Origin of the sequence: Pseudomonas costantinii (genome assembly GCF_001870435.1) — a bacterium.
In the GTDB taxonomy this organism is placed as follows: Bacteria; Pseudomonadota; Gammaproteobacteria; order Pseudomonadales; family Pseudomonadaceae; genus Aquipseudomonas; species Aquipseudomonas costantinii.
The window spans coordinates 14329-34701 of sequence record NZ_MDDR01000061.1 but is presented as its reverse complement, the minus strand read 5'-3'; the positions used below and the strand labels follow the sequence as shown (position 1 = coordinate 34701).

At 56.7% G+C, this 20373-nt stretch carries 18 protein-coding genes and 3 pseudogenes; 18 read left to right on the top strand and 3 right to left on the bottom strand.

The genetic code is table 11. The features are described from left to right. The first annotated feature begins 16 nt into the window (after positions 1-16). From BFL40_RS29895 to praB, 8 genes and pseudogenes are all read left to right on the top strand, one after another. Complete coding sequence (locus tag BFL40_RS29895; protein ID WP_071487322.1) at positions 17-2428, top strand: hypothetical protein; 2412 nt, start codon at positions 17-19, stop codon at positions 2426-2428. Next, a complete protein-coding gene (locus BFL40_RS29890) occupies positions 2425-2724 on the top strand; it encodes a hypothetical protein (protein WP_071487321.1) in 300 nt (99 codons plus the stop codon). Before BFL40_RS29895 ends, BFL40_RS29890 begins: the two co-directional genes overlap by 4 nt. Further along, complete coding sequence (locus tag BFL40_RS29885) at positions 2712-4424, top strand: SGNH/GDSL hydrolase family protein (RefSeq protein WP_071487320.1); 1713 nt, start codon at positions 2712-2714, stop codon at positions 4422-4424. The genes BFL40_RS29890 and BFL40_RS29885 overlap by 13 nt, the downstream gene beginning before the upstream one ends. A gap of 104 nt (positions 4425-4528) precedes the next feature. Beyond that, positions 4529-5791 (top strand): putative sugar O-methyltransferase, encoded by a 1263-nt coding sequence (locus BFL40_RS33450; protein WP_083374538.1) that lies wholly within the window; start codon positions 4529-4531, stop codon positions 5789-5791. A 58-nt stretch (positions 5792-5849) separates the two neighbouring features. Further along, complete coding sequence (locus BFL40_RS29875; RefSeq protein WP_071487318.1) at positions 5850-6329, top strand: lysozyme; 480 nt, start codon at positions 5850-5852, stop codon at positions 6327-6329. Next, positions 6326-6841, top strand: a complete 516-nt coding sequence (locus tag BFL40_RS29870) for a DUF2514 family protein (protein WP_071487317.1) — start codon at positions 6326-6328, stop codon at positions 6839-6841. The genes BFL40_RS29875 and BFL40_RS29870 overlap by 4 nt, the downstream gene beginning before the upstream one ends. 363 nt (positions 6842-7204) lie before the next feature. Further along, positions 7205-7285, top strand: a pseudogene (locus tag BFL40_RS34410) (lysis protein); the annotation flags it as partial. A 154-nt stretch (positions 7286-7439) separates the two neighbouring features. After that, positions 7440-7934, top strand: a complete 495-nt coding sequence (gene praB / locus BFL40_RS29865) for an alkane oxidation protein activator PraB (RefSeq protein WP_071487316.1) — start codon at positions 7440-7442, stop codon at positions 7932-7934. 229 nt (positions 7935-8163) lie between these two features. Here praB and BFL40_RS29860 read toward each other — a convergent pair. Continuing rightward, a pseudogene (locus tag BFL40_RS29860) lies at positions 8164-8757 on the bottom strand (SOS response-associated peptidase family protein); the annotation flags it as partial. Positions 8758-9042: 285 nt separating this feature from the next. Here BFL40_RS29860 and leuA point away from each other — a divergent pair. The 7 genes and pseudogenes from leuA to BFL40_RS29830 all read left to right on the top strand — a co-directional run. Beyond that, the gene (gene leuA, locus BFL40_RS29855) at positions 9043-10737 is read left to right on the top strand and encodes a 2-isopropylmalate synthase (RefSeq protein WP_071487315.1); all 1695 of its coding nucleotides are present in this window, start codon (positions 9043-9045) and stop codon (positions 10735-10737) included. Position 10738: 1 nt separating this feature from the next. Next, positions 10739-11479 carry an AraC family transcriptional regulator gene (locus BFL40_RS29850; protein WP_071487314.1) on the top strand — a complete coding sequence of 247 codons (741 nt, stop codon included), beginning with the start codon at positions 10739-10741 and terminating at the stop codon, positions 11477-11479. Positions 11480-11690: 211 nt separating this feature from the next. Further along, positions 11691-13193: an efflux transporter outer membrane subunit gene (locus tag BFL40_RS29845; RefSeq protein WP_071487313.1), complete on the top strand. Its 1503-nt coding sequence runs from the start codon at positions 11691-11693 to the stop codon at positions 13191-13193. Next, positions 13190-14362: an HlyD family secretion protein gene (locus tag BFL40_RS29840; protein ID WP_071487312.1), complete on the top strand. Its 1173-nt coding sequence runs from the start codon at positions 13190-13192 to the stop codon at positions 14360-14362. Before BFL40_RS29845 ends, BFL40_RS29840 begins: the two co-directional genes overlap by 4 nt. After that, entirely contained in the window at positions 14355-15899 is a 1545-nt protein-coding gene (locus tag BFL40_RS29835; RefSeq protein WP_071487311.1) for an MDR family MFS transporter, read from the top strand. The genes BFL40_RS29840 and BFL40_RS29835 overlap by 8 nt, the downstream gene beginning before the upstream one ends. Before the next feature lie 203 nt (positions 15900-16102). Beyond that, positions 16103-16327, top strand: coding sequence for a DUF4279 domain-containing protein (locus tag BFL40_RS34485; protein WP_083374537.1), 225 nt, complete (start codon positions 16103-16105; stop codon positions 16325-16327). Positions 16328-16611: 284 nt separating this feature from the next. Continuing rightward, positions 16612-16894: pseudogene (locus BFL40_RS29830) on the top strand (DNA polymerase V subunit UmuC); the annotation flags it as partial. A 173-nt stretch (positions 16895-17067) separates the two neighbouring features. Here BFL40_RS29830 and BFL40_RS29825 read toward each other — a convergent pair. After that, a complete protein-coding gene (locus BFL40_RS29825; RefSeq protein ID WP_071487309.1) occupies positions 17068-17691 on the bottom strand; it encodes a CatB-related O-acetyltransferase in 624 nt (207 codons plus the stop codon). Between the two features lie 466 nt (positions 17692-18157). Here BFL40_RS29825 and BFL40_RS29820 point away from each other — a divergent pair, with 466 nt between their 5' ends. From BFL40_RS29820 to arr, 3 genes are all read left to right on the top strand, one after another. After that, on the top strand, positions 18158-18475 hold the full coding sequence (locus tag BFL40_RS29820) for a hypothetical protein (RefSeq protein WP_071487370.1): 318 nt from the start codon (positions 18158-18160) through the stop codon (positions 18473-18475). 160 nt (positions 18476-18635) lie between these two features. Beyond that, positions 18636-19157: a hypothetical protein gene (locus BFL40_RS29815; protein ID WP_071487308.1), complete on the top strand. Its 522-nt coding sequence runs from the start codon at positions 18636-18638 to the stop codon at positions 19155-19157. Between the two features lie 135 nt (positions 19158-19292). Beyond that, positions 19293-19709, top strand: coding sequence for an NAD(+)--rifampin ADP-ribosyltransferase (arr, locus tag BFL40_RS29810; RefSeq protein ID WP_071487307.1), 417 nt, complete (start codon positions 19293-19295; stop codon positions 19707-19709). A 39-nt stretch (positions 19710-19748) separates the two neighbouring features. On the opposite strand, the gene BFL40_RS29805 is transcribed toward arr, so the two are convergent. After that, the gene (locus tag BFL40_RS29805) at positions 19749-20357 is read right to left on the bottom strand and encodes a LysE family translocator (protein ID WP_071487369.1); all 609 of its coding nucleotides are present in this window, start codon (positions 20355-20357) and stop codon (positions 19749-19751) included. Between the last annotated feature and the right edge of the window lie 16 nt (positions 20358-20373).

Here is a 20373-nt window from a genome sequence, read left to right as displayed (position 1 = left end):
TTTTATTGGGGCACCCATGGACAGACAGACCGTATATCCAGGCCAGATCCTGCCTGAGACAGCTCTGCTGCAAATGACTAAAGACGCCATGATTGGGAGCGCAAAGCTTGCTGCGGCAGTGCTCGGCACCAGCACCATCGCCAATGGCTTTGCAGTAACTCCAACAGGGCCGGCATCGCTCCAGGTCGTTGTTGCGCCGGGCGAAATCTATGCCTTGACCAATATCGACTCGCTGGCGTTTTCCACACTGCCAGCTGATACGACACACTCGATCATGAAGCAGGGCATCCTCCTGGACGGCGTTACACTGAGTTGCCCTGCGCCAACCACCACGGGCCAGTCGATCAACTACCTGATACAGGCGACTTATCAGGATCAGGACACCAATCCTGTCCTGCTGCCTTATTACAACAGTGCCAACCCAGCTATGCCGTTTAGCGGCATGGGTAACAACGGGCAGACCCAGAACACGTCGCGTAAGGGCGTAGCGGTGATCCAGGTGAAGGCAGGTGCGTCCGCTGCCAGTGGTTCTCAGGCAACCCCAGCCCCGGATTCTGGTTACGTCGGCCTGTATGCAGTGACCGTCGCAAATGGCCAAACAATCATCACCTCGGCAAACATCACCCAATACCTTGGAGCGCCACTTCTTCCGTCTGGCATTCTCCAGTCAATCCAGAGTGGCAATATGTCATTTGCCATCGATACCGGGACGGCAGGCGCCTATGTTGGGGCGTTTTCTCCAGCGTTCACGGCTCGCTCTGAAGGCCAGATCATTCGACTCAAGGCGAAAACCGGAAACTCAGGCGCTTCCACCATCAATGATGGTGTCAGCACAGTAGCCCTGGTCGGTGGTGCGCATGCGGCACTCCAGGGTGGCGAGATAATTGCCAATGGTGATATGTGGGCGCAATGGAATAGTTCGGTTGGTGGCGGTTCCTACATCCTGCTGTTTTGCACGGGTGCGCCCGAGCAAGTGGCCCCGGCAACGCAGACAGGGCATGCGGTGACGGCCGGCCAGATTCAGGCGCAGGCCTTAACTGCATTTACAGCAGGCGGCACTGCTCCAGCTTTCACGCTAACGCCTACCCCGGCAATCAGTGCGTACGCTCCCAACCAAGGGTTTCGGGTGACATTCGGCGCAGCAGGTGGCGCTACTCCGACACTCAACGTTTCTGCTGTCGGTCCGAAGAATCTGAAGCAATACAACTCGACCGGCGCCAAAATCGCCGCCGTCATTGTTTCGGGGCAGACCTCTGATGTCTTTTATGACGGCACAGACCTTGTGCTGCTTGACCAGCTCCCCAACTCGAATGGTGTTACACAGGCTCAGTTCGATAATTCGTTGAGCCTTGCAACTACCGCATTTGTTCAGGGTGTTGGCTTTCAATATCGAGATATGATTTATCTCAGTGGTGCCACCACACTTACGGCCGCTGCGCATGCAGGCACTGTATTGATTGGCCTGAGCAATAGCGCATTCAATGTACAGCTTCCGGCCGCTAGCTCTATGCCAGCGAAAGCGACGCTTACTTTCTGGAATTACTTTCCAGGCACAATTACGCTGGTCTGCGCCGGATCAGATGGAATTTTCGCGCCCGGAAGCAGCGCTACATTTCAGATTCCGTCGGGCATGTCGTTTACGCTTGTGTCAAATGGCGGGACAAGCTGGTATGCCATCGGCACGCAAAACACTGTCGGAGTTATCGGCGCGGCAAGGAATTTGACCGGTTCAGCTACAGGGCTTAATGCAGTAGCTACGTTCGCAGCAGATGAAATTGTAGTGGAGAACTCTTTCAACTCTTATCAGGTTTTGAGGGCGATGAGTATTTCCCCAAGCCTAGCCAATCCAATTGGTGCCAATGGTCTGGATACAGGTTCTGTTGGCGGCGCAGTTTCTACCTGGTACAGCGTTTGGGTGATCTGGAACGGGTCGACTGTCTCGGGCCTGTTTTCTCTGAGTGCGACTTCGCCGACTATGCCTGCTGGCTACACCCACAAGGCTTTAGTAGGTTGGGCGCGGACAGATGCTACCGGCAGCAAGTTCTTGCTCGGTATGACATGGATCGGCGCACGCTGGTCATGGAAAGTTGCAGCAGGCACCAATTTGGCTGCAATGCCAATTATGGCGTCTGGCTCCGTCGGCAGCATTACAACCCCAACATGGATTGCTGTCCCGTGGGCAAGCTTTGCGCCACCAACAGCAAAAAGGATAACTGTTGTTTCGAGCAATGGATCTGGCACAACAATCGTTGCGCCTAACAACTCTTACGGCTCATCCACATCAACCACCAACCCATCTCCAGTACAAAATAGTGCCGGTACCGCCCAGCTTTCCTGGCTTGCGGACTTGATCCTTGAATCAAGCAACATCTATTGGGCTTCGAACGCAGCTGGCGCCGGCTTATTCGCGAGCGGGGGTGAAATATGAAAGGTTTTGCAGTAAGCAAAGAGACCGGCGGCTGGGTGCCGGTCGATAGTGAGGACGACGTCCCGGAAGGGTTTGTATTCTCTAAGGCTCAGCCGGACAAGTGCTCAGACCGTAACGAGGATATCGAACGCAAACGCAAACTGGCATACGCGGATCCTGTCACGGGTTCTGACCGATATCTGGCGGAAGCTATGAGCAAGCGAGTCTCGGGCGACGAAGATGCGGCCAAGGCTGCCGAAGCTGCGCATGTTGTGCGCAAGGAACAGATTCGTAAGGAGCTCCCATGGCTGACTTGAAAGTTTCTGGCGATGTCGGCGACCTGACGGTGACGCTTGCAGGCGAAACCAAAAGCTTATCTGCATGGCTCTTGCAGACCGGTTCAGCCACTCCAGCGGCGTCACCTGCTGCTGGTGTGGCCGCCAGCGCTGAAAATATTGAGAGTCTTGGGTCGAAGCCTCCAGTACTTATTGATTTCACAGACACCATGCAAAATGGCGCGCCGGCGCACGGAAAAATTCAGCTGCGTGGGTCTGCTACCGCTGTCGTCTCTTCTGGCTTGCTGAGTGTCGTAGCGCCATATTCAGAGGCTGCTAATACCGCGTGCATCCCGAGGTACTTTGCCGATGGCAGGTTGACCTTCCGCGTTAAGCGCGGAGTATTCCTGCTCGGCTACCATGTGAATATGGATGGTAACGGCTGGCAGTTGTGGAGCTCGACCGGAACAACCCTGGAGCTTGGCTACATTGGCACCGGGGCTACGCCTGTCTACTCAGCAATGACGCCTGTTGCGATGCCTGGCGCTGCTGGAGACCTGATCAACGTAGAAGTTGAGACCGGCCCGGTAGCGCCAGGCGCGCCCTATGCGGTGCGGGTATGGGCGGATGGAGCGGCACGCCCCGCAACCGCTAGTGGTTCGGGAACCTATCCTGCTGATGGAACTGCTAGCAGCTACCCATTGGCCGAAGGGTATGCGCGCATTGCGAGCTTTGGTGCAACGCCTGTCGTGCTGAAGTCCGTTCTGTATGAAGACGCCGCCCCGGTGTTGGCACAAGCGGCATTCGTTGGTCGCTGGAAGCCTACCTATGAGGGTGGCGTGATCGGTTACGGCAGCAATCGCCAGGGCGCATCAATGCGGTTCATGGTCAGCGGCACAACCTCGGTGTCGATGAAGATAGCGCGCTCGACTGCGAGCACTCAGTCGCCCGTGATGGCAGTTCGCGTCGATGGTGGTGCCTGGGCGTATACGTCAATCAGCACGACTGGCGTTTCTACCTACCTACTCGCATCTGGCCTATCCGCCGATGCCGCACACACCTTTGAGGTAGCAGTATCTGGGTCGCACGAGGCAGACCCTAGGTGGCGTCGAGACTGCGGCTTGAACGTTATCAAGATCCTGGCCGGCGCCGGCAACGTTGCCCCGTGGGCGGATACCAGGCCTGCCATTATTTTCATCGGTGACAGCATCGTTGAGGGTATTTGCGCCAAGGGCACGCCATCGCTGCCGACCAACAGCTGCGGGGAGCGGGTGTTTGGGCGTCTGATTGCTGAATCATTGGGCTTGCAGCCAATCATCAACGGCTTTGGCGGCACGGGCCTGGCTGTAGCGGGTAGCGGCGGGTTCCCAGACACGCCGACATCGGTGTTCAATTACCAGCATGATCGCCCTGTACGCCAAGAGCACGTCCAAGTTGCATACATCCAGATCGGCACGAACGATACGGCTGCGGCATCTACCTGGCAGGCGCTGTTGATCACCTTGGTGTGCCGCATCAAGCAGCGCTACCCCGGCGTAGTCGTCTTCTTGGCGCGGCCTTTCAATGGAAAGTACGAGACCCAAGTCATTGCTGCGGCTACCGCGACCGGTTCGACTTACCTCGACACGACAGGGATGACGGTTGCTGCTGACTTCACGGACGGCACGCACCTGACTGAGGCCGGTCATGCGAAGGTGGCTATACCTCTTGCTGCACTCATGGCGCCTGTTATTCAGTCCTGAAGGCGTTATCTGGGTATTGGCCTGTTCTATCGCGCGGAAAATGTCTATTCTTGTCCGAAATCTTACAACTCGTGCAAAGATTTCAACGCAAGGAAGGCTCTGTAATGCGTATTTTTGGAAGCGTATTCCATCGAATATTCAAGGTTGTAGCAAATAATCCAGATAGATTGTTTAAAGTTCAGCAGGGATGGTTGAAGTTTGGATATAAACACCTTGATATAAGCGCTGCATCTTGGGTTATTCGTAGGCCTGAATGGCTTATGACCCAGTCCCAGACGCAGCGCACCCCACTTGAGCCGCCGCTTGAATCTTCCGCTAGTGATTCTGTTGGTATTTCTGAGAGGATTATTCGTAGATATAAAGCTTTGATTGCTGAAAATGAAGCATCGCAGGATTTAATCCCTGAAAGCTCTATGTGGGGCGTTCTCCGTCTTGAGCATTACAGTGAGTTATGTCAGCTGGTAGAGTCGGGGAATACTGAGTTACTTGCTAGTTATTGCTCTAATATATTTAGAACAGATGCGGTGAATGGATATTCATACGGAACAACATTCAATACGTCTGCCTTTCGATGGGCGTATCTCCCCGTTGCAATAGAGTTGTCTGTCGTGACCCTTGCTGAAAGTCTAGGGATACTAAGAGCCGAAACTCACGAGCAGGGACAAGTTGCTTACTGGCGGCTTAAGTTCACAGAAGAGCAGCTAATGGATCGCCTTGAGGCTCACTTCGGCTTCAGAATAGAGGCGCCGCGCTGCGGTGATCCGCGCGGGATTATGTTCGGCGGACGGTTTTTATCACGAGAGACATGCTCACACCTCTATAGCGCTCACCGCATGCGAGAAATCATTGGTCGCCAGAATCCTGATGGGCCGTTGAATGTTGTTGAGATTGGTGGCGGTTATGGCGGCACATGCTACTGGCTGCGCAAGCTGTTGGATGGTCGTATTGCCAGATATGCAATCGTCGACCTTCCAGAGGCCGGGCTTGTTCAGTCCTATTTCCTTGGCTCATCTGCGCCGGAGTCGCTGGTACTGGGTGGTGAGGATCTGGAGCGGGCTGATTCACCGATACAGCTAATACCATATTTCGAACTAGACAAGATCGACTTCCAGCCGAATATCCTGATCAATCAGGACTCAATGCCGGAAATGCCCGAGTCAGAAGTAGAGCGCTACCTTGGCTGGGGGGCGGAGAACCTAAAAGGAATATTCATCAGCTTCAACCAAGAGGCGTATTCGCCTTGGGGTGGAGTGCCTCAAGTTCACGTCCCAACAATTGCAGCTCGACACCCTGCGTATCGACGGGTATCGAGAGAGACATCATGGGATCGTCGTGGCTACGTTGAAGAGTGCTACGTCGTTCAGTAATCAAGAGTCAATTCGCTGAAGCCCGCCAAGTGCGGGCTTTTTTGTGCCTGGAGAAAACATGAAAACATCCCCGAATGGCATCGCAGTGCTGAAGTATTTCGAGAACTGTTCGTTGGTCGCCTATCCGGACCCGGCGACTGGTGGCGCACCCTGGACGATTGGCTGGGGCCATACCGGGCCAGAGGTTGTTCCGGGGTTGGTATGGCCCCAGCCCCAGGCCGACGCACAATTACTGGTCGACCTGGCTTCGCGGGAAATTTCTGTTTCCTGTGCGGTTACCACTAGCCTGAGTCAGGGCCAGTTCGATGCCCTGGTTGATTTCGTCTACAACCTCGGATCTGGCAACTTCCAGGGCTCAACGCTGCTTCGCCTGATTAACGCAGGCGACATGGGTAGCGCGATTACCCAGTTTTCCCGCTGGAACCGTGCTGCCGGTGTTCCTATGCGCGGATTGACCCGCCGCCGGGCAGCAGAGGCAGCATTGTTCGCCGGTAAGACTGGTGGTCAAGCAATCGCCATAGGAGTAGCTGCCGCATGACTGCTATCTGGCTGAAGATCCTTCCTTATATAGCCGTGCTACTGCTTGTCGTAGGCTCGCTGTTTGGCGTGTACCACCACGGCGTGACGGTGGCCAATGCGGAGTGGCAGGCCAAATGGAGCGATCGAGACGCGCGCGACGAGGCTGCCAAGGCGCTGAACGAAGCCGCCGAACGAACCAAAGAACAATCCCGCCAGCAGGCGATCAACAAGGTGGTCCAGAATGGCCAAGCTCTTATCGACACCGCAACGGCTGCTGTTGTTGCTGCTAACCGCGAGTCTGATCGGGTGCGCAGCGCAGCCGACGGCGTTGCCAGTCGCCTCGCAGCCAGTCAAGCCAGCAGCAATTCCTGCACTGCCGCCTCAAGGGCGGCAGCTACCCGTGACGCCGCTCTGCTCGCCGACGTGCTCAAGCGCGCTGACCAGCGAGCGGGTGATCTGGCAACAACTGCTGACCAAGCCAGAGCCAGGGGCCTGACTTGCGAACGGGCGTATGATGCTTTGGGGAAATAGGGATTGTGTTCGTTCGGCAGGACGCCGGGGATGGGGCTGATAAGCGTGGGACAATCCTGGGACACCAGATGTCCCAAATAGGCATGAATGCAGATGATGCGTTATTTAGCGAAAGCCAATAAATTCAGGTGTTTGAGCCATATCGACCAATAAAATGGCAGATCATAAACGGATTGCAAATCCGCCTACGCCGGTTCGATTCCGACCTCGGCCTCCACTCTTAGAAACCCCGTAGATTAACGTCTACGGGGTTTTTTATTGCCTACTGGAAAATGTCTACGTACCAAAACTTTTTGGCTGGCGTACCAAAACTTTTCTATTTTGTCGGGTTGGCAATGGCCCCGACGCGGACATAAATCTTTTATCGCCATCACCGATGACGGGGATAACGCAGTGATTGCGCTGCGGGCGTGCCAGGCGTATGTCCGGGCTGTGGTGCACTGACCTACATTTGCAGCCGAAAAAATTAACATGGCCTAACATGTAGAAAATGAATTGAGACTTGGCTGGAAAGGGAGATTCTGCAGTTTCACGGTGACCTCTCGATCATAGCCTCGCGGCCCGGCGAAATTATTCGCCATACATGTGAGGAAAAACAATGAATCGCTTGAAAACCCTCGGTTGTGCAACTTCTTTCGCTGCGTGCTCTGTCGCCGCTTCGATGGCCAGCGCAGCGTCGATCAGCCCGGAAGGTCCCTTCACCACTGACCCTGGCTATATTATCGTTAAATCACCTTCCTCCTTCGGTGCTGCGGTGACTTGCGGTTTTACCTTCACTGGCAAAGTTGTCGGTGGCGTGGCCACGATCTATTACGCAAACGCTACCGGGAGTGGCCTGTGCTCCTTGCAGCCCATCGTTATCTTCCCGCCATGGGTACTGAGTGCCACTAGTGGCGTCACAGGGCTCACTATGACCAATGTCACCTACAAGATCACATCGATGATCCCGACCACTAGCTGCGGTCCAACCTCCATCCTAGTTAACTGGGATCCTGCTACCAAAGCCCTCAGCAGTGCGAACCAGTCGCTGAGCGGCAACTGCACCGTGGTTTCCCTGAGAGTGGGCGCTCCGTCGCTGTCCGTTAATCCTTAACTGTAGACTCCGGAAAAGGGTTGATTACCTGTTGCATGCGGGCGTCTCGCAAGAGGCGTCTGTCCTACCAGATCGAATACCTTCTTGTGCCATATCCAAAGCCATAGGCGTTACGAAATAGGCTACGCGCTCGGGCGGGCACCGTTATCTGGACTGCGTACCGAGAACTCCCATCATGGCAAGTCAAAGGTTTCGCCAGCCATGACTTCATGGCTGGTTGGCTGAGAGGTCAACCAATCTGCTGCGGCGTAGCTCTATCAGTTCCGGGCCCTTTGTTCCGTACGTTACCTACAGCCGTGCCGACCTTGAACCACTCGAACTTCTCGGAGGGCTCGCCCTGATGCAGAACCCTCTGCTCGGCGCGTTCTTTCGGCGTTGCCGGGTCCAACCATTCCATTGCCAACTCCCGCATCAACACCACGGGCCGACGGTCGTGAATGTCCACCATGCCACCGGCGCTGTCGGCGGTGATGATCACGAAGCCGTCATGCCCGCCCGGGCCTTCATCGGCATCGGGTAGTTGGCCAATTGCCGCACAGAGCACGGTCGCACCATCCTTCCGGCGTATTAGATAAGGCTGCTTTTTGGGGGCCCCTTCATCCACCCACTCAAACCAGTTGTTTATGGGCGTGATCGCCCGGTGTGGCCAGATCGCCCGGAAGAACGGGCCGTGGGCCACTTTCTCTACTCGGGCATTGATCGGTGCTGCGCGGTCCTTGGCCCAGTGTGGCCGCCATCCCCACCGAACCATGTCGGTGTGCAGCAGCTCGCCCTGGAGGTGGAGTAGGGCGACCTGGGTGGATGGAGCCACGTTTCGGCGCTCCTCTGTTCTCTGAAGCGAACGCCCTTACAGCGGCTGAGAGAGCGCTGATCACGCCTTTTTGCCTGGGGGTGGTGGTATTCATTGGTTGCAGATAATTTTTACTTACCGATGTAAATAACCAAAAAAATAATATTAATTAGCTTTTGATGCTTGATTTTATGATTTTCTTGAGAAAATTAGCCATTAGTTTTTGTCTGTTTCGTTTAGTGTTTGATCTAACAAGCGAGAGTGAACGGCCGCTTCGGCTGCCCACTATCGTAACTGTCGAAAAAAGGAGAAACCGTCATGATGCTCAAGGATCCTTCCAGCAAATATCGCCATTTTAATACCGTGGATTTGCCCGACCGCCAATGGCCCGGCAACGTGCAGGCGCTAGCTCCCACTTGGTGCAGCGTTGATATGCGCGACGGTAACCAAGCCTTGATTGAGCCGATGAATGCCGAGCGCAAACGCCGTTTTTTTGATTTGCTGGTCAAGGTGGGCTTCAAGGAAATTGAGGTGGGTTTTCCCGCCGCTTCCCAGACCGATTTTGACTATGTACGTGAGCTGATCGACAGCGGCTCGATTCCTGACGATGTCACGATTCAAGTGATGACGCAGGCGCGCAGTCACCTGATCGAGCGCACTTTCGAGGCGCTGAAGGGCGCTCCTCGGGCGATTGTGCATGTATATAACGCCACCGCTCCGGTGTTCCGCGATGTTGTCTTTGGTGTGGATCGTGCCGGCTGTATCGAGATCGCCACCCAAGCAACACGCGAAATCAAGCGCCACATGGACAACAATCCCGGGACACAGTGGACATTCCAATATTCCCCGGAAACCTTTTGCTTCACCGAGCTGGAGTTTGCGCTGGAGGTCTGTGAGGCGGTGACGGATGCGTTCGGGCCGACCCCGTCCAACAAAATGATCCTGAACCTGCCGACAACGGTGGAAGTCTCCACCGCCAATGTGTTCGCCGACCAGATCGAATGGTTCTGCCGGCATTTCAGCCGCCGGGACAGCGTGGTTATCAGCGTCCATCCCCATAACGATCGTGGCACCGGCGTCGCTACTGCGGAGCAGGCATGCCTGGCAGGTGCTGAGCGTGTCGAGGGCACGTTGTTCGGTAACGGTGAGCGAACCGGCAATGTGGATATCCTGACGCTGGCGATGAACCTCTACACCAGTGGCATTGATCCTCGGCTGGATTTCTCGGACATCATCCATGTCCAGCGTGAGGTGGAGTTCTGCAATCAGTTGCCGACCCATCCTCGCCACCCATACGCCGGCGAGTTGGTGTTCACTGCCTTCTCCGGTTCGCACCAGGATGCGATCAAGAAAGGCTTTGCGGCACGCCGGGCCAACCCGGATGGTATGTGGGAAGTGCCATACCTGCCAATCGACCCTGCCGATATGGGCCGCAGCTATGAAGCGGTGATCCGCGTCAACAGCCAGTCGGGCAAAGGTGGCGTGGCGTATTTGCTGGAGCAGCATGGCATCGTGATGCCGCGTCGCTTGCAGATGGAATTCAGCAGCTTGGTCCAACAGGAAGCGGATGGCTCCGGTCAGGAAATCAGCGGGGAGATGATCCTTGCCTGCTTTACCCGGCATTACCTGGAACAGGGCAAGCCTTACGCGCTGCGGATGCCAAAACTGGTCAGCGAGGGGGATGTGACCTATCTGGAAGCCACCCTTGAACACGGTGCGCAGCACATCGGCTTGAGCGGTGAGGGCAACGGCCCATTGGCGGCGCTGGTCGATGCCTTTGTCCAGCGAGGCATTCACTTCGATATCGCTGATTACCACGAGCATGCCACCCGTGACGGGGCCCAGGCCGAAGCTCTGGCCTATGTGGAAATCCGCGTGGGCAACCAGTTGCTGTACGGTGCCGCCCGCGACGGCAGCACCTTGCTGGCCTCTCTCAAGGCGGTGACCAGTGCTGTCAACCGCGCATCGCGCCTGGGCCTGCTCAGCGTGGTGAGTGTTGCGGTGCCTTCCTGAGATGAACGCGCATACCGCATTGGCAGCGCTCGCCGGTAACTATGGTCATGGCGACATAGTGGCTCCGCATCGGCATGAAGAGGGCCAACTGGTCTATGCCATTAAAGGTGTGATGCTGGTATCGGTCGTCGGGACCACTTGGGTGGTGCCTTCCGGGCATGCGCTCTGGGTCCCTTCGGGGGTGGAGCACCAGATCCGCATGACCGGCGAGGTGCGCATGCGCACCTTGTTGATCTCACCGGGCGCGCACCGGATGTTGACGGAGGAATGCCACGTTCTCAAGGTTTCGTCGTTGCTGCGGGAGTTGATCATCGCAGCGGCCGATGAACGTGACACCGAACCGGCTCTGTTGCGCCATGTGCAGATTGTCGATCTGATTTTCTCGGAGCTCGACAGGGCGCAGAGGGTGCTGGCGCATGTGCCGATCCCTGATGAGCCAAGGCTCAAATCGCTGTGTGCTGACTTTATCGACAACCCTTCACAGGAGTCGAAACTGGAGAGTTGGGCGGTGCAACTCAACATGAGTTCGCGCACCCTGGCGCGGCTGTTTCAGAAAGAGTTGGGCATGAGTTACGGGGAGTGGCGCAAGCGCACTCGGCTGCTGCTCAGCATGCAACGGCTGGCCTGCGGTGTATCGATCCTGGAAGTGGCGTTGGAGCATGGCTACCAGAGCCCAAGTGCGTTTACTGCAATGTTCAAGCGCACAATGGGCTACACCCCGAGCAACTGCCGCCTGGTCTGATACACCTCGGCGAGCGCGTAACCCCAATCGAACATGGCCCCGCCTCCAGGCAGGGCCATGTTTTTGCGTGTGCCCGGTCCGTAGGCGCCTGCGATAAGGCGGTCTACAGGCACATTGTCCAAATCGAAACGATGGTTGTCTGGAACTCGGGAGATGCTCGGCCCGGTGCTCTCTTAACCTGCGTCTCTACTTGGCATTCTGGGTTTTTTCGATGGGTTCGCCTTTTTTCTGTGCACGACATGGTCGTCTTTCGCTCCTGGGTGTGGCGGTCGTCTTGCTGGCGGGTTGTTCCTCTTGGGTCGCCCATACACCCGCACAGCCACACCCGGAGCGCATCAATGTCCTGAGCCGTCTGCCGCAGGGTGTTTCGGCCCAAGCGTTACCCGACCATTGGTGGCAGTTATATAACGATCCGAAACTCGACGCGCTGGTGCAGCAGGCATTGATGCATAACCGCGACCTGGCGGCGGCCCAGGCTCATGTGCAATCAATGCTGGCCGGGATCATGCAGGCCGATGCCGAGCGCTGGCCGTCGACCCAGGCGTCACTGGGCGCCGAGTACGGCAAGACGGCCGATGATCAGACCCTGGCCAAGGCCACCGATAGCCATGCGCCGTCACAGTGGGCGTTCAACCCAGGCTTTGAACTGGCTTATCAAGTGGACGTCTGGGGTCAGGTCCAGCGCAGCATCGAGCGGGCCCAGGTTCAGGCGGCTGCGGCACAGGACGCCGAAGACTTGTTGCGCATCACGGTGGTGGCGCAAACCACTCGCGCCTATGTCAATGCCTGCGCCCTGGGGGCACGTGCCAAGGTCCAGCGCCATTCGCTGGAAGTCGTCGGGCACAGCTTGGCGTTGACCGACCGCCAGCGTCAGGCCGGTGTGGTGACAGATCTCGAATACACCCGAATGCAGGCGCTGCAGGGCGAAACCCTGGCGTTGCTGCCGATGTTGGAAGCACGTCGGCAAGCTGCTCTGTACGAGCTGGCGATGTTGACCGGCGTGGCCGACCTGGAACAAGGTGCTGGCGCCGCGACCTGTGAGGTCGTACCGCAACTCAATGCCGAACTGCCGGTGGGCGACGGCTGGCAATTACTCGCGCGCCGCCCCGATATTCGTCAGGCCGAGCGAGCGTTGCAGGCGGCCACGCTGCAAGTGGATATCGTCCAGGCCGACCTGTATCCGAAGGTGACCTTTGGTGCTTCAGTGTCCTCATCCGCCAACAAACCTCATGAGCTGGGAGACAGTAGCGCAGTGATGTTTGGCGTCGGTCCGCTGATTACCTGGCAATTCCCCAACTGGCGCGCCAATCGCGCGCGGGTCAACCAGGCCAGGGCGTTGGAGCGGGTGGAAGTGGCGCAGTTCGAGGCCAGTGTACTCAAGGCACTCAAGGACGTACGCCAGGCCCTTGCGTTGTACGACGGCGAGCGTCAGCGCCACGCCGCCTTGAGCCAGGCCCTGGATAGCAGCCGTCAGGCCTACACGTTGGCCCAGTTCAATTACAACGCCGGCTCTATCGACTTTCTCGACGTGCTGGACAGCGAGCGTGAGCTGATCCGTTTGCAGGCCACACGTGCCGATGCCGATGGCCAGCTGTTGCAGCGCCAGATCAGCCTGTTTCGCGCGCTTGGTGGCGGTTGGCAGTCCTCCTCTTCCGCTACCCAGACCGCTGCGCCCAGCCGCGCTTCCATCAATTTTTCCGGTACCCAGCCATGAATATCGCTGTCGATGAAAAAACCGTTGTCCAGGACGAGCAGGAGAATATGGTCGAGCAACTCATGCATGCGCGCAAGCAACGGCGCAAACGCAACCTGATGCTGCTGGGAGGCGTTGTGCTGTTGATCGCAGCGGTAGCGTTCGGGGTGTACTGGATGACAGTGGGGCGTTACCTGGAACAGACCGATGATGCCTATGTGCGTGCCGACTGGATTCCCATCAGCCCGAAGGTCTCCGGATATGTGGCCCAGGTCTTGGTGGAGGATGATCAGCCCGTCAAGGCCGGAGAGGTGCTGGTGCGCATCGAGGACCGTGATTACCAGGTCCGCTTGGCGCAAGCCCGCGCACAACTGGCTGAAACCCAAGCCTCGGTGGCGGCGCAACAGGCCAACCTGCAAGTCACCGACAGCCTGATTGCCCAGCAAAAGGCCGGTGTGGTCCAGGCTGAGGCTCACACCCGCAGCGTGGCTGCCGAGTTGCGCCGCGCAAGTCTCGATCGGCGCCGCTACGAAGGCTTGGTGCGCGAACACGCCGCCAGTGCCCAGCGTCTGGAAACGGCAGCCGCCAGCTACACCCAGGCCAACGCCGCGGTGGAAATTGCCAAGGCCCTGCAACGTCAACAGGAAACCCGGTTGACCGTTGCCATCAGTCGGCGCCAATTGGCCGAAGCCTCGCTCCAACAACAGATTGCCCGGCGCAGCCAGGCCGAGGCGCAGTTGAACCTGGCGACTCATGCGCTGGAAGACACTTTGATCCGCTCGCCCATCGACGGGGTCGTGGGGCAGCGCAAAGTGCGCACTCGCCAATATGTCGCACCAGGTTTGCCGCTGCTGGCAGTGGTGCCCTTGCAGCAAGCCTATGTCGTGGCCAACTACAAGGAAACCCAGTTGCGCGACATGCACGCCGGTCAAGCAGTAGATATCAGCATCGATAGTTATTCGGGGCGCAAGCTCAAGGGCCATGTGGTGAGTTTCTCGCCAGGTTCCGGGGCCGTGTTCGCGCTGTTGCCATCGGATAACGCCACCGGCAACTTCACCAAGATCGTGCAGCGCTTCCCGGTGAAAATCGTCATCGATGAGCATGACAAGGGCGGGCCTATCCTGCCGGGCATGTCGGTGATCACCACCGTTGATACCCGGCCAGCCAACCAGGGCGCGGCACATGACTGAGGTCGCTGAAAAGACCGTCTCCTTTCGCGCCTGGGTGGCGGTGATCGGCGGGCTGTTCGGCTGTTTCATGGCCGGCATGAACGTGCACGTGACCAGCGCCGCGCTGCCGGAAATCGAAGGTTCCCTGGGGGCGACATTCGAGGAAGGTTCGTGGATCTCCACCGCGTACCTGGTCGCGGAAATCGTGATGATTCCGCTGACTGCCTGGCTGGTCCAGGTGTTCTCCCTGCGCCGGGTGATGCTCGTGGGGTCGTTTGTATTCCTGGTGGCGTCTATTGCCTGTTCTTGGGCACCCAACCTGGAAGTGATGATCATCATTCGGGTGATCCAAGGCGCCGCTGGCGCGGTGCTGATCCCCTTGTCATTCCAGTTGATCATCACCGAGCTGCCGCCCAGCAAGATTGCGATGGGCATGGCCTTGTTCGCGTTGTCCAACAGTGTTGCCCAGGCAGCCGGACCGTCCATTGGCGGCTGGCTGACGGATGCCTATTCCTGGCGCTGGATTTTCTACCTGCAACTGGCCCCCGGCATTCTCTTGTTGCTGGCGGTGGCGTGGTCCATCGATGCCAAGCCCATGCAGTTGAGCCTGCTCAAGCGCGGCGACTGGGGCGGAATCCTGGCGATGATCGTCGGCTTGGGCGGCTTGCAGATCGTGTTGGAGGAAGGTGGGCGCAAGGACTGGTTCGGCTCCGATTTTATTGTGTGGATGTCCCTGATCGCCGGCATCGCCCTGGTGTACTTCGTGCTTTCGCAGTTGTATGGCAACCGTTCCTTCATCAACCTGCGCCTGCTCAAGAGCTACAACTTCGGGGTGGCCAGCGCGGCAATGTTCATTTTCGGCGGGGCTACCTTCGGCCTAGTGTTCCTGGTACCCAATTATCTCTCCCAGTTGCAGGGCTATAACGCCCGGGAAATCGGCATCAGCCTGATTGCCTACGGCGTGGTGCAATTGGTACTGGCGCCGTTCATGCCGCGCCTGATGAAGTGGCTCAACCCGAAACTGATGGTCGCCAGCGGTTTTTTTATCATGGCCCTGGGCTGCTACCTCGGCGCGCACCTGGACGTCGATAGCGCCGCCAACGTGATCATTCCTTCCACCGTGGTACGGGGTATCGGACAGCCGCTGATCATGGTGGCGCTTTCTGTTCTGGCGGTTTCCGGGCTGGCCAAGGATGAAGCCGGCTCCGCATCCGCGTTGTTTTCCATGCTGCGCAACCTTGGCGGGGCCGTGGGTACCGCAGGACTGACGCAAATCGTCGCCATGCGCGAGCGCTTTCACTCAGAGCGGGTTGGAGAGTCGATCACGCTGTTTTCCCCGTCGTTGCAGGAGCGTCTGCGCGGCAGCATGGCAGACAGCGAAGATTTCATATTCAACCAATTACTGCCTGCCCAGCAGCAGCTCATCGAGGGTCTGATCCACACCGTGCGTCGCGAGGCGTATCTGATGGCCTACAGCGATGCGTTCTATGTGTCCTGTATTGCATTGATCTTGTGCGGTGTGGCGGCGCTCGCATTACGGCAACAGGTGAAGAATTGAGCAAGTTATGGCCGCCAACAATGAGCGGGTCATGTTCGGAGCATCCACCATAATGATAGGTGATCAGGTTTCTTAGCCTTTATTGGCTGTTAGGGGGCGCTTTTTTTTGCCAGCATTCAGTTGCGCACGGCAGCAACCGACCCGAAGCGGTAGGTCGCGCAGGCAGCCCTTCGACTTCATCGTGAATCGGGCTGACGACAGAGATGAGGGTTTATATGACGACAACCGGCGAAGTATATTTCGCAATGTACGGCAACAATTTTGAGCCAGACCACGTGACGGCGTACATAGGACTAACGGCGACAGAGATTTTTCGAAAAGGTCCGCGCAGGCCTGACGCGCCCCTGCGTCGAAATTCATGCTGGTCAGTCTCAAACGGAAGGATAGAAAGCGATTTGATCGACGAGTACGAAATGCGGATGCATTAGTAACGCGACTAGCACCATTTGCTGCAAAGATTGTTGAGGCAAAAAATGAGTCCGACCTGAGCTGCGTTTTTCAAGTGGTACTGTGGATTGACCAAGATGAAGAAGCTCTCATGCCCGCTATAGGCTCTGAGTTACCAGTCATTGATTTCACACCGTCGGCGCGACAATAGATATTGATACCTATCGAATTTAGAGCCTGCAAAGCATAGCAATTGGGCAAGATTGGCCCTGTGCTTCAAACTTCGTCGCCCTACTGCTGATTTCTTGGACAGCTCTGCGGCTAGGCCCCCACGAAGACCCTGGCCAAGCTGGCCAACCACACAGCGAAGCGACTGCAGGCCCAGACCGGCGGGGTGGTAAACATCACCAACCCGGCCAAACGTGACTCGGTGCTGCGCAACACGGACGTAGCCGAGGTGTGGGGTGTCGGCCGGAAAATGAAACTCCACCTCGACGCGCTGGGCATCAAGTCCGCTATGGACCTGGCCAAGGCCGACCCGTGGACGCTGCGCAAGAAGTTCAGCGTTGTGATCGAGAAGACCGCCCGGGAGTTGGCTGGCACGTCTTCCCATACTCGGCAGCGCACGGCGCCAGCGCGACCCCGGCGAGGCGCCCAGCGCATGCTCAACGAATTGTCGCTATCACCGATGCCGGCGACCAAGGGTTGATCGCGTTGCGGGCGTGCCAGGTGTACGTCACGGCTATTGCAATCACTCAGGCGTCCAGCTTTTAGTGGCGCTTCACTTCAGTGGCCGCTCCTGTAGGTATTTCACAAATGGAGCGATATCCGTACTGCACAGCAAATGCGCGATCGCACGAACCTCCGACTCCGGCCAATCCCACCAGGCAGACTGTTCCAGGGTCAAGCGAGTCGGCTCGTCAAATCGCCAACGGATATGCTTGGCCGGGTTCCCGCCAACGATGGAGTAAGGCGCAACATCCTTGGTGACCATTGAGCCTGCCGCCACCACCGCGCCATTGCCAATCGTAACGCCAGACAAAATCTTCGCGTGCGAACTGATCCAGCAGTCATTTCCAATGGTCACGTCGCCTTTGCTGCCACCAAAATCGGTGATGTGGGCGACGCTGTCGATCTTGGCCGGGAAGGGGTAGCAACTGAGCCAATCGGTGCGATGGTGGCCGCCCAGATACACTTCCACGTTGCCGGCAATGGACGTATAGGCGCCGACACGCAGGGTTGTCCCTTCATGCCAGTCGTGAACCTTTAGGTCGCCGTAGGTGCCCAGGCCAAAACTGTAGTCGGGATAACGGTTGCGCAGTTTTTGCGTAGAACGCTCCAAGGTAGAGAGTGCGCGCAACGCCTTGCGCTCTTGATGTTCGCGCCATTTACGCAATAGCCTCATGCGTCGATCCTTCTTGCAAAGATTGAAATCAGGCCGCCATCCTGAGCAATGGGTTGCTTCCATGCAAGACGAAAATGCACCGGAGAATTACAGTCGCCACTCCTGGTGTGCAGGACGGCATTGAGAAAAATCAAGCCTTCTTGGAAAAACGCCAAATGAGTTTTTCTGGATCAGTGATCCTGGGCGGGTAACGACAGGCTGCCGCGGAGCGGGTTGTTCATGCGGGTTAACGGAACGTATGATCGGAGCGAGCGACCTGATGTGGTCGTTGAGACTCCCCCCCTTTGAAGGACATGAGCATGGAAAAGCACTTCGGTAATTCAGGCCTATTCAAAGCTGCTTCGTATCACTGCGACGAGTCCCTGGGTAGCGGCATCGCTAGCTGGGAACTGAAAAATAGCGCGCTGAATGCGAAGGAGTTTTTGATATGTCCAAAGAATTACTCGGAGTTTCTGCTCTAGGGTTGATGGTGATCGGTGAGTTTTGTGCAATCTACAGTGAGGTGGTAACCGCCAAGCTTGCCCAAACAGGCAGTGGTTCATGGGAGGCGTTCGTACTTCCCGTTGTACTCATGTGCTTTGCAGGACTTTGCCTGCTGGGTGCCTATTGGCTGGGGTACGTTGCTGTCGGTGATATCTGGATCGTCACCGTGGTCTCAGTCACCTCTTTGTTGCTGCTTGAGCCGGTGGTGGTCTGGTCGTTGTTTCATGAAGCACCAGGACGAGGCGCACTGATTGGGTTCGTTTTGGGCGCCTTGGGGATGCTTTCCACTGTCCTGCTTTAACTGCGCCTGCTGGCCCGGCAATTAGTTGCTGGGCCAGATCAGCGAAATAGGGGGCTGCTCCGGTTTCTCCTTGGTGGCGTGGTGAAATTTCTGCCACTTAAGAACTTCAATAGCCAGTCGATAGCACGGTTAATGCGAAACAATCATGGAGGATTATTAAGTGAGCGTAACCATCGGAACCGCTTCCCTGTCAAAGCAGGCAGCGGCCTATGTCATCAAAAATCCGCACGAGACAAAAAACGCGTTCACCGTAAAAAGTACGGACGAAGCGGCAGATATCCTCAAAATCTCTGGTTCGAAAGCCATCGCTGAACTGAAGGACTCTCTGAAGGGGTACGACCTTAAGTCGATCAGTACACGTGAGTTGGCAACAATCGGTTCCAAGCTCTATGAGAGCGGCTTGATCGACGAAACCGTCGCATCGCGATTTACATCCGGCTCCATGGCTTTCGACAAAAATGGACAGCAAACCGATAAGGACACGAAGTTTAACGCCATCGCAATGTTCAACCAGATGCTGGGAGATACCACTGAGCTCGGGCATTCCGAGCCAGCGAATTTATCTCAACAAGGTTTTAAGATGGCGATCAGTTCTCTGGTCGCTGCCAATCATGTGGCGAATGCATTGGCCTACTTCGTGAACTCTGCGCAAAGTGATTTATCAGTCAAGGAACGTGCTTGATCAAGGCATATTTCCCGCTGTCTTCGGCGATTCCTTCGATAGCGGACAGACTGAGTGAAATAGGGGCAGGCCACCTCTATTTTTACCAGCGAAAAATAGTAGTCTGAACCCGATTTCTTGAGGAGTAGGGAACCCATGTCAAGCACTGCCAGCATGTTTGCACGTCAGTTCTTTCACGGTACCCGGGCTGATCTGGCGCCAGGAGACATGATCAGCGTCGGCTACCCGTCTAACTTCACAGAAGGTAAACCGCTGTCCTGGGTTTATTTCGCGGGCACGCTGGATGCCGCAATCTGGGGGGCAGAGCTGGCACTCGGCAGTGAGCGAGAGCGGATTTATGTCGTAAAGCCAACGGGGCCAATTATGGATGATCCCAACGTGACGGATAAGAAATTCCCCGGTAATCCTACGCTCTCTTATCGCTCTTCCGATCCGCTACGAGTCGTTGCTGAAGTTACAAGGTGGCAAGGGCATTTACCTGAGCGGTTGCAGCAGATGAAGGACAACCTCGCTCGTTTGAAGGCAGAGGGTACCGATGTCGTCATCGACTGATATGAAGGCCTATCCGCTTTCCCTCGGGAAGTTGCACCTTCAGGCATGAGTGGGTAGGGCCAATCCTAAAAGTACAAAAAATCCACCACAGACTTTATTGAAACGGCGCCCAGTCCGAGCGAGCCAAGGCCTCACCCGGTGTGCAGCGCTGGCTACGGTGTATTCAACGGCGAATTCCACGACTGCGTAGGTCAGCGCGATGGCGGCTGTTTGCGCGATGAGGCTCCTGTGCGGGTCCAGGAAAGGAGGAATAAACGCGGTAAATAGCAGTAGCGCTTTAGGATTTGAAATCGCGGATAGCAGCCCTTGGCGAAACAGCGACCAATGTCGCATGCCTATAGTGCCGGTCGTATCAAGACTGATGGGGGCAGACCGCCACAGCCCAAAGCCCAGCCAGATCAGATAGAGCCCGCCAGCAACCTTCAATGCGGTGAACCAAGTGGTCGACGCTTGGATCAGCGCGCTCAATCCCAAAGCGCAAAGCGAAAGCACGACTGCAAAACCGAGCACGCCGCCTGTGATGGTGAACAGCGTTTTACGACGCCCGTGAATGGCTCCGTGGGTAAGCACCAATAACGCATTAGGCCCTGGCACTACTGCGATGCCGCAGCAGGTAAATAGATAGAGCAACCAGGTCTCAAATAACATGATCAGGTCCAGTAAG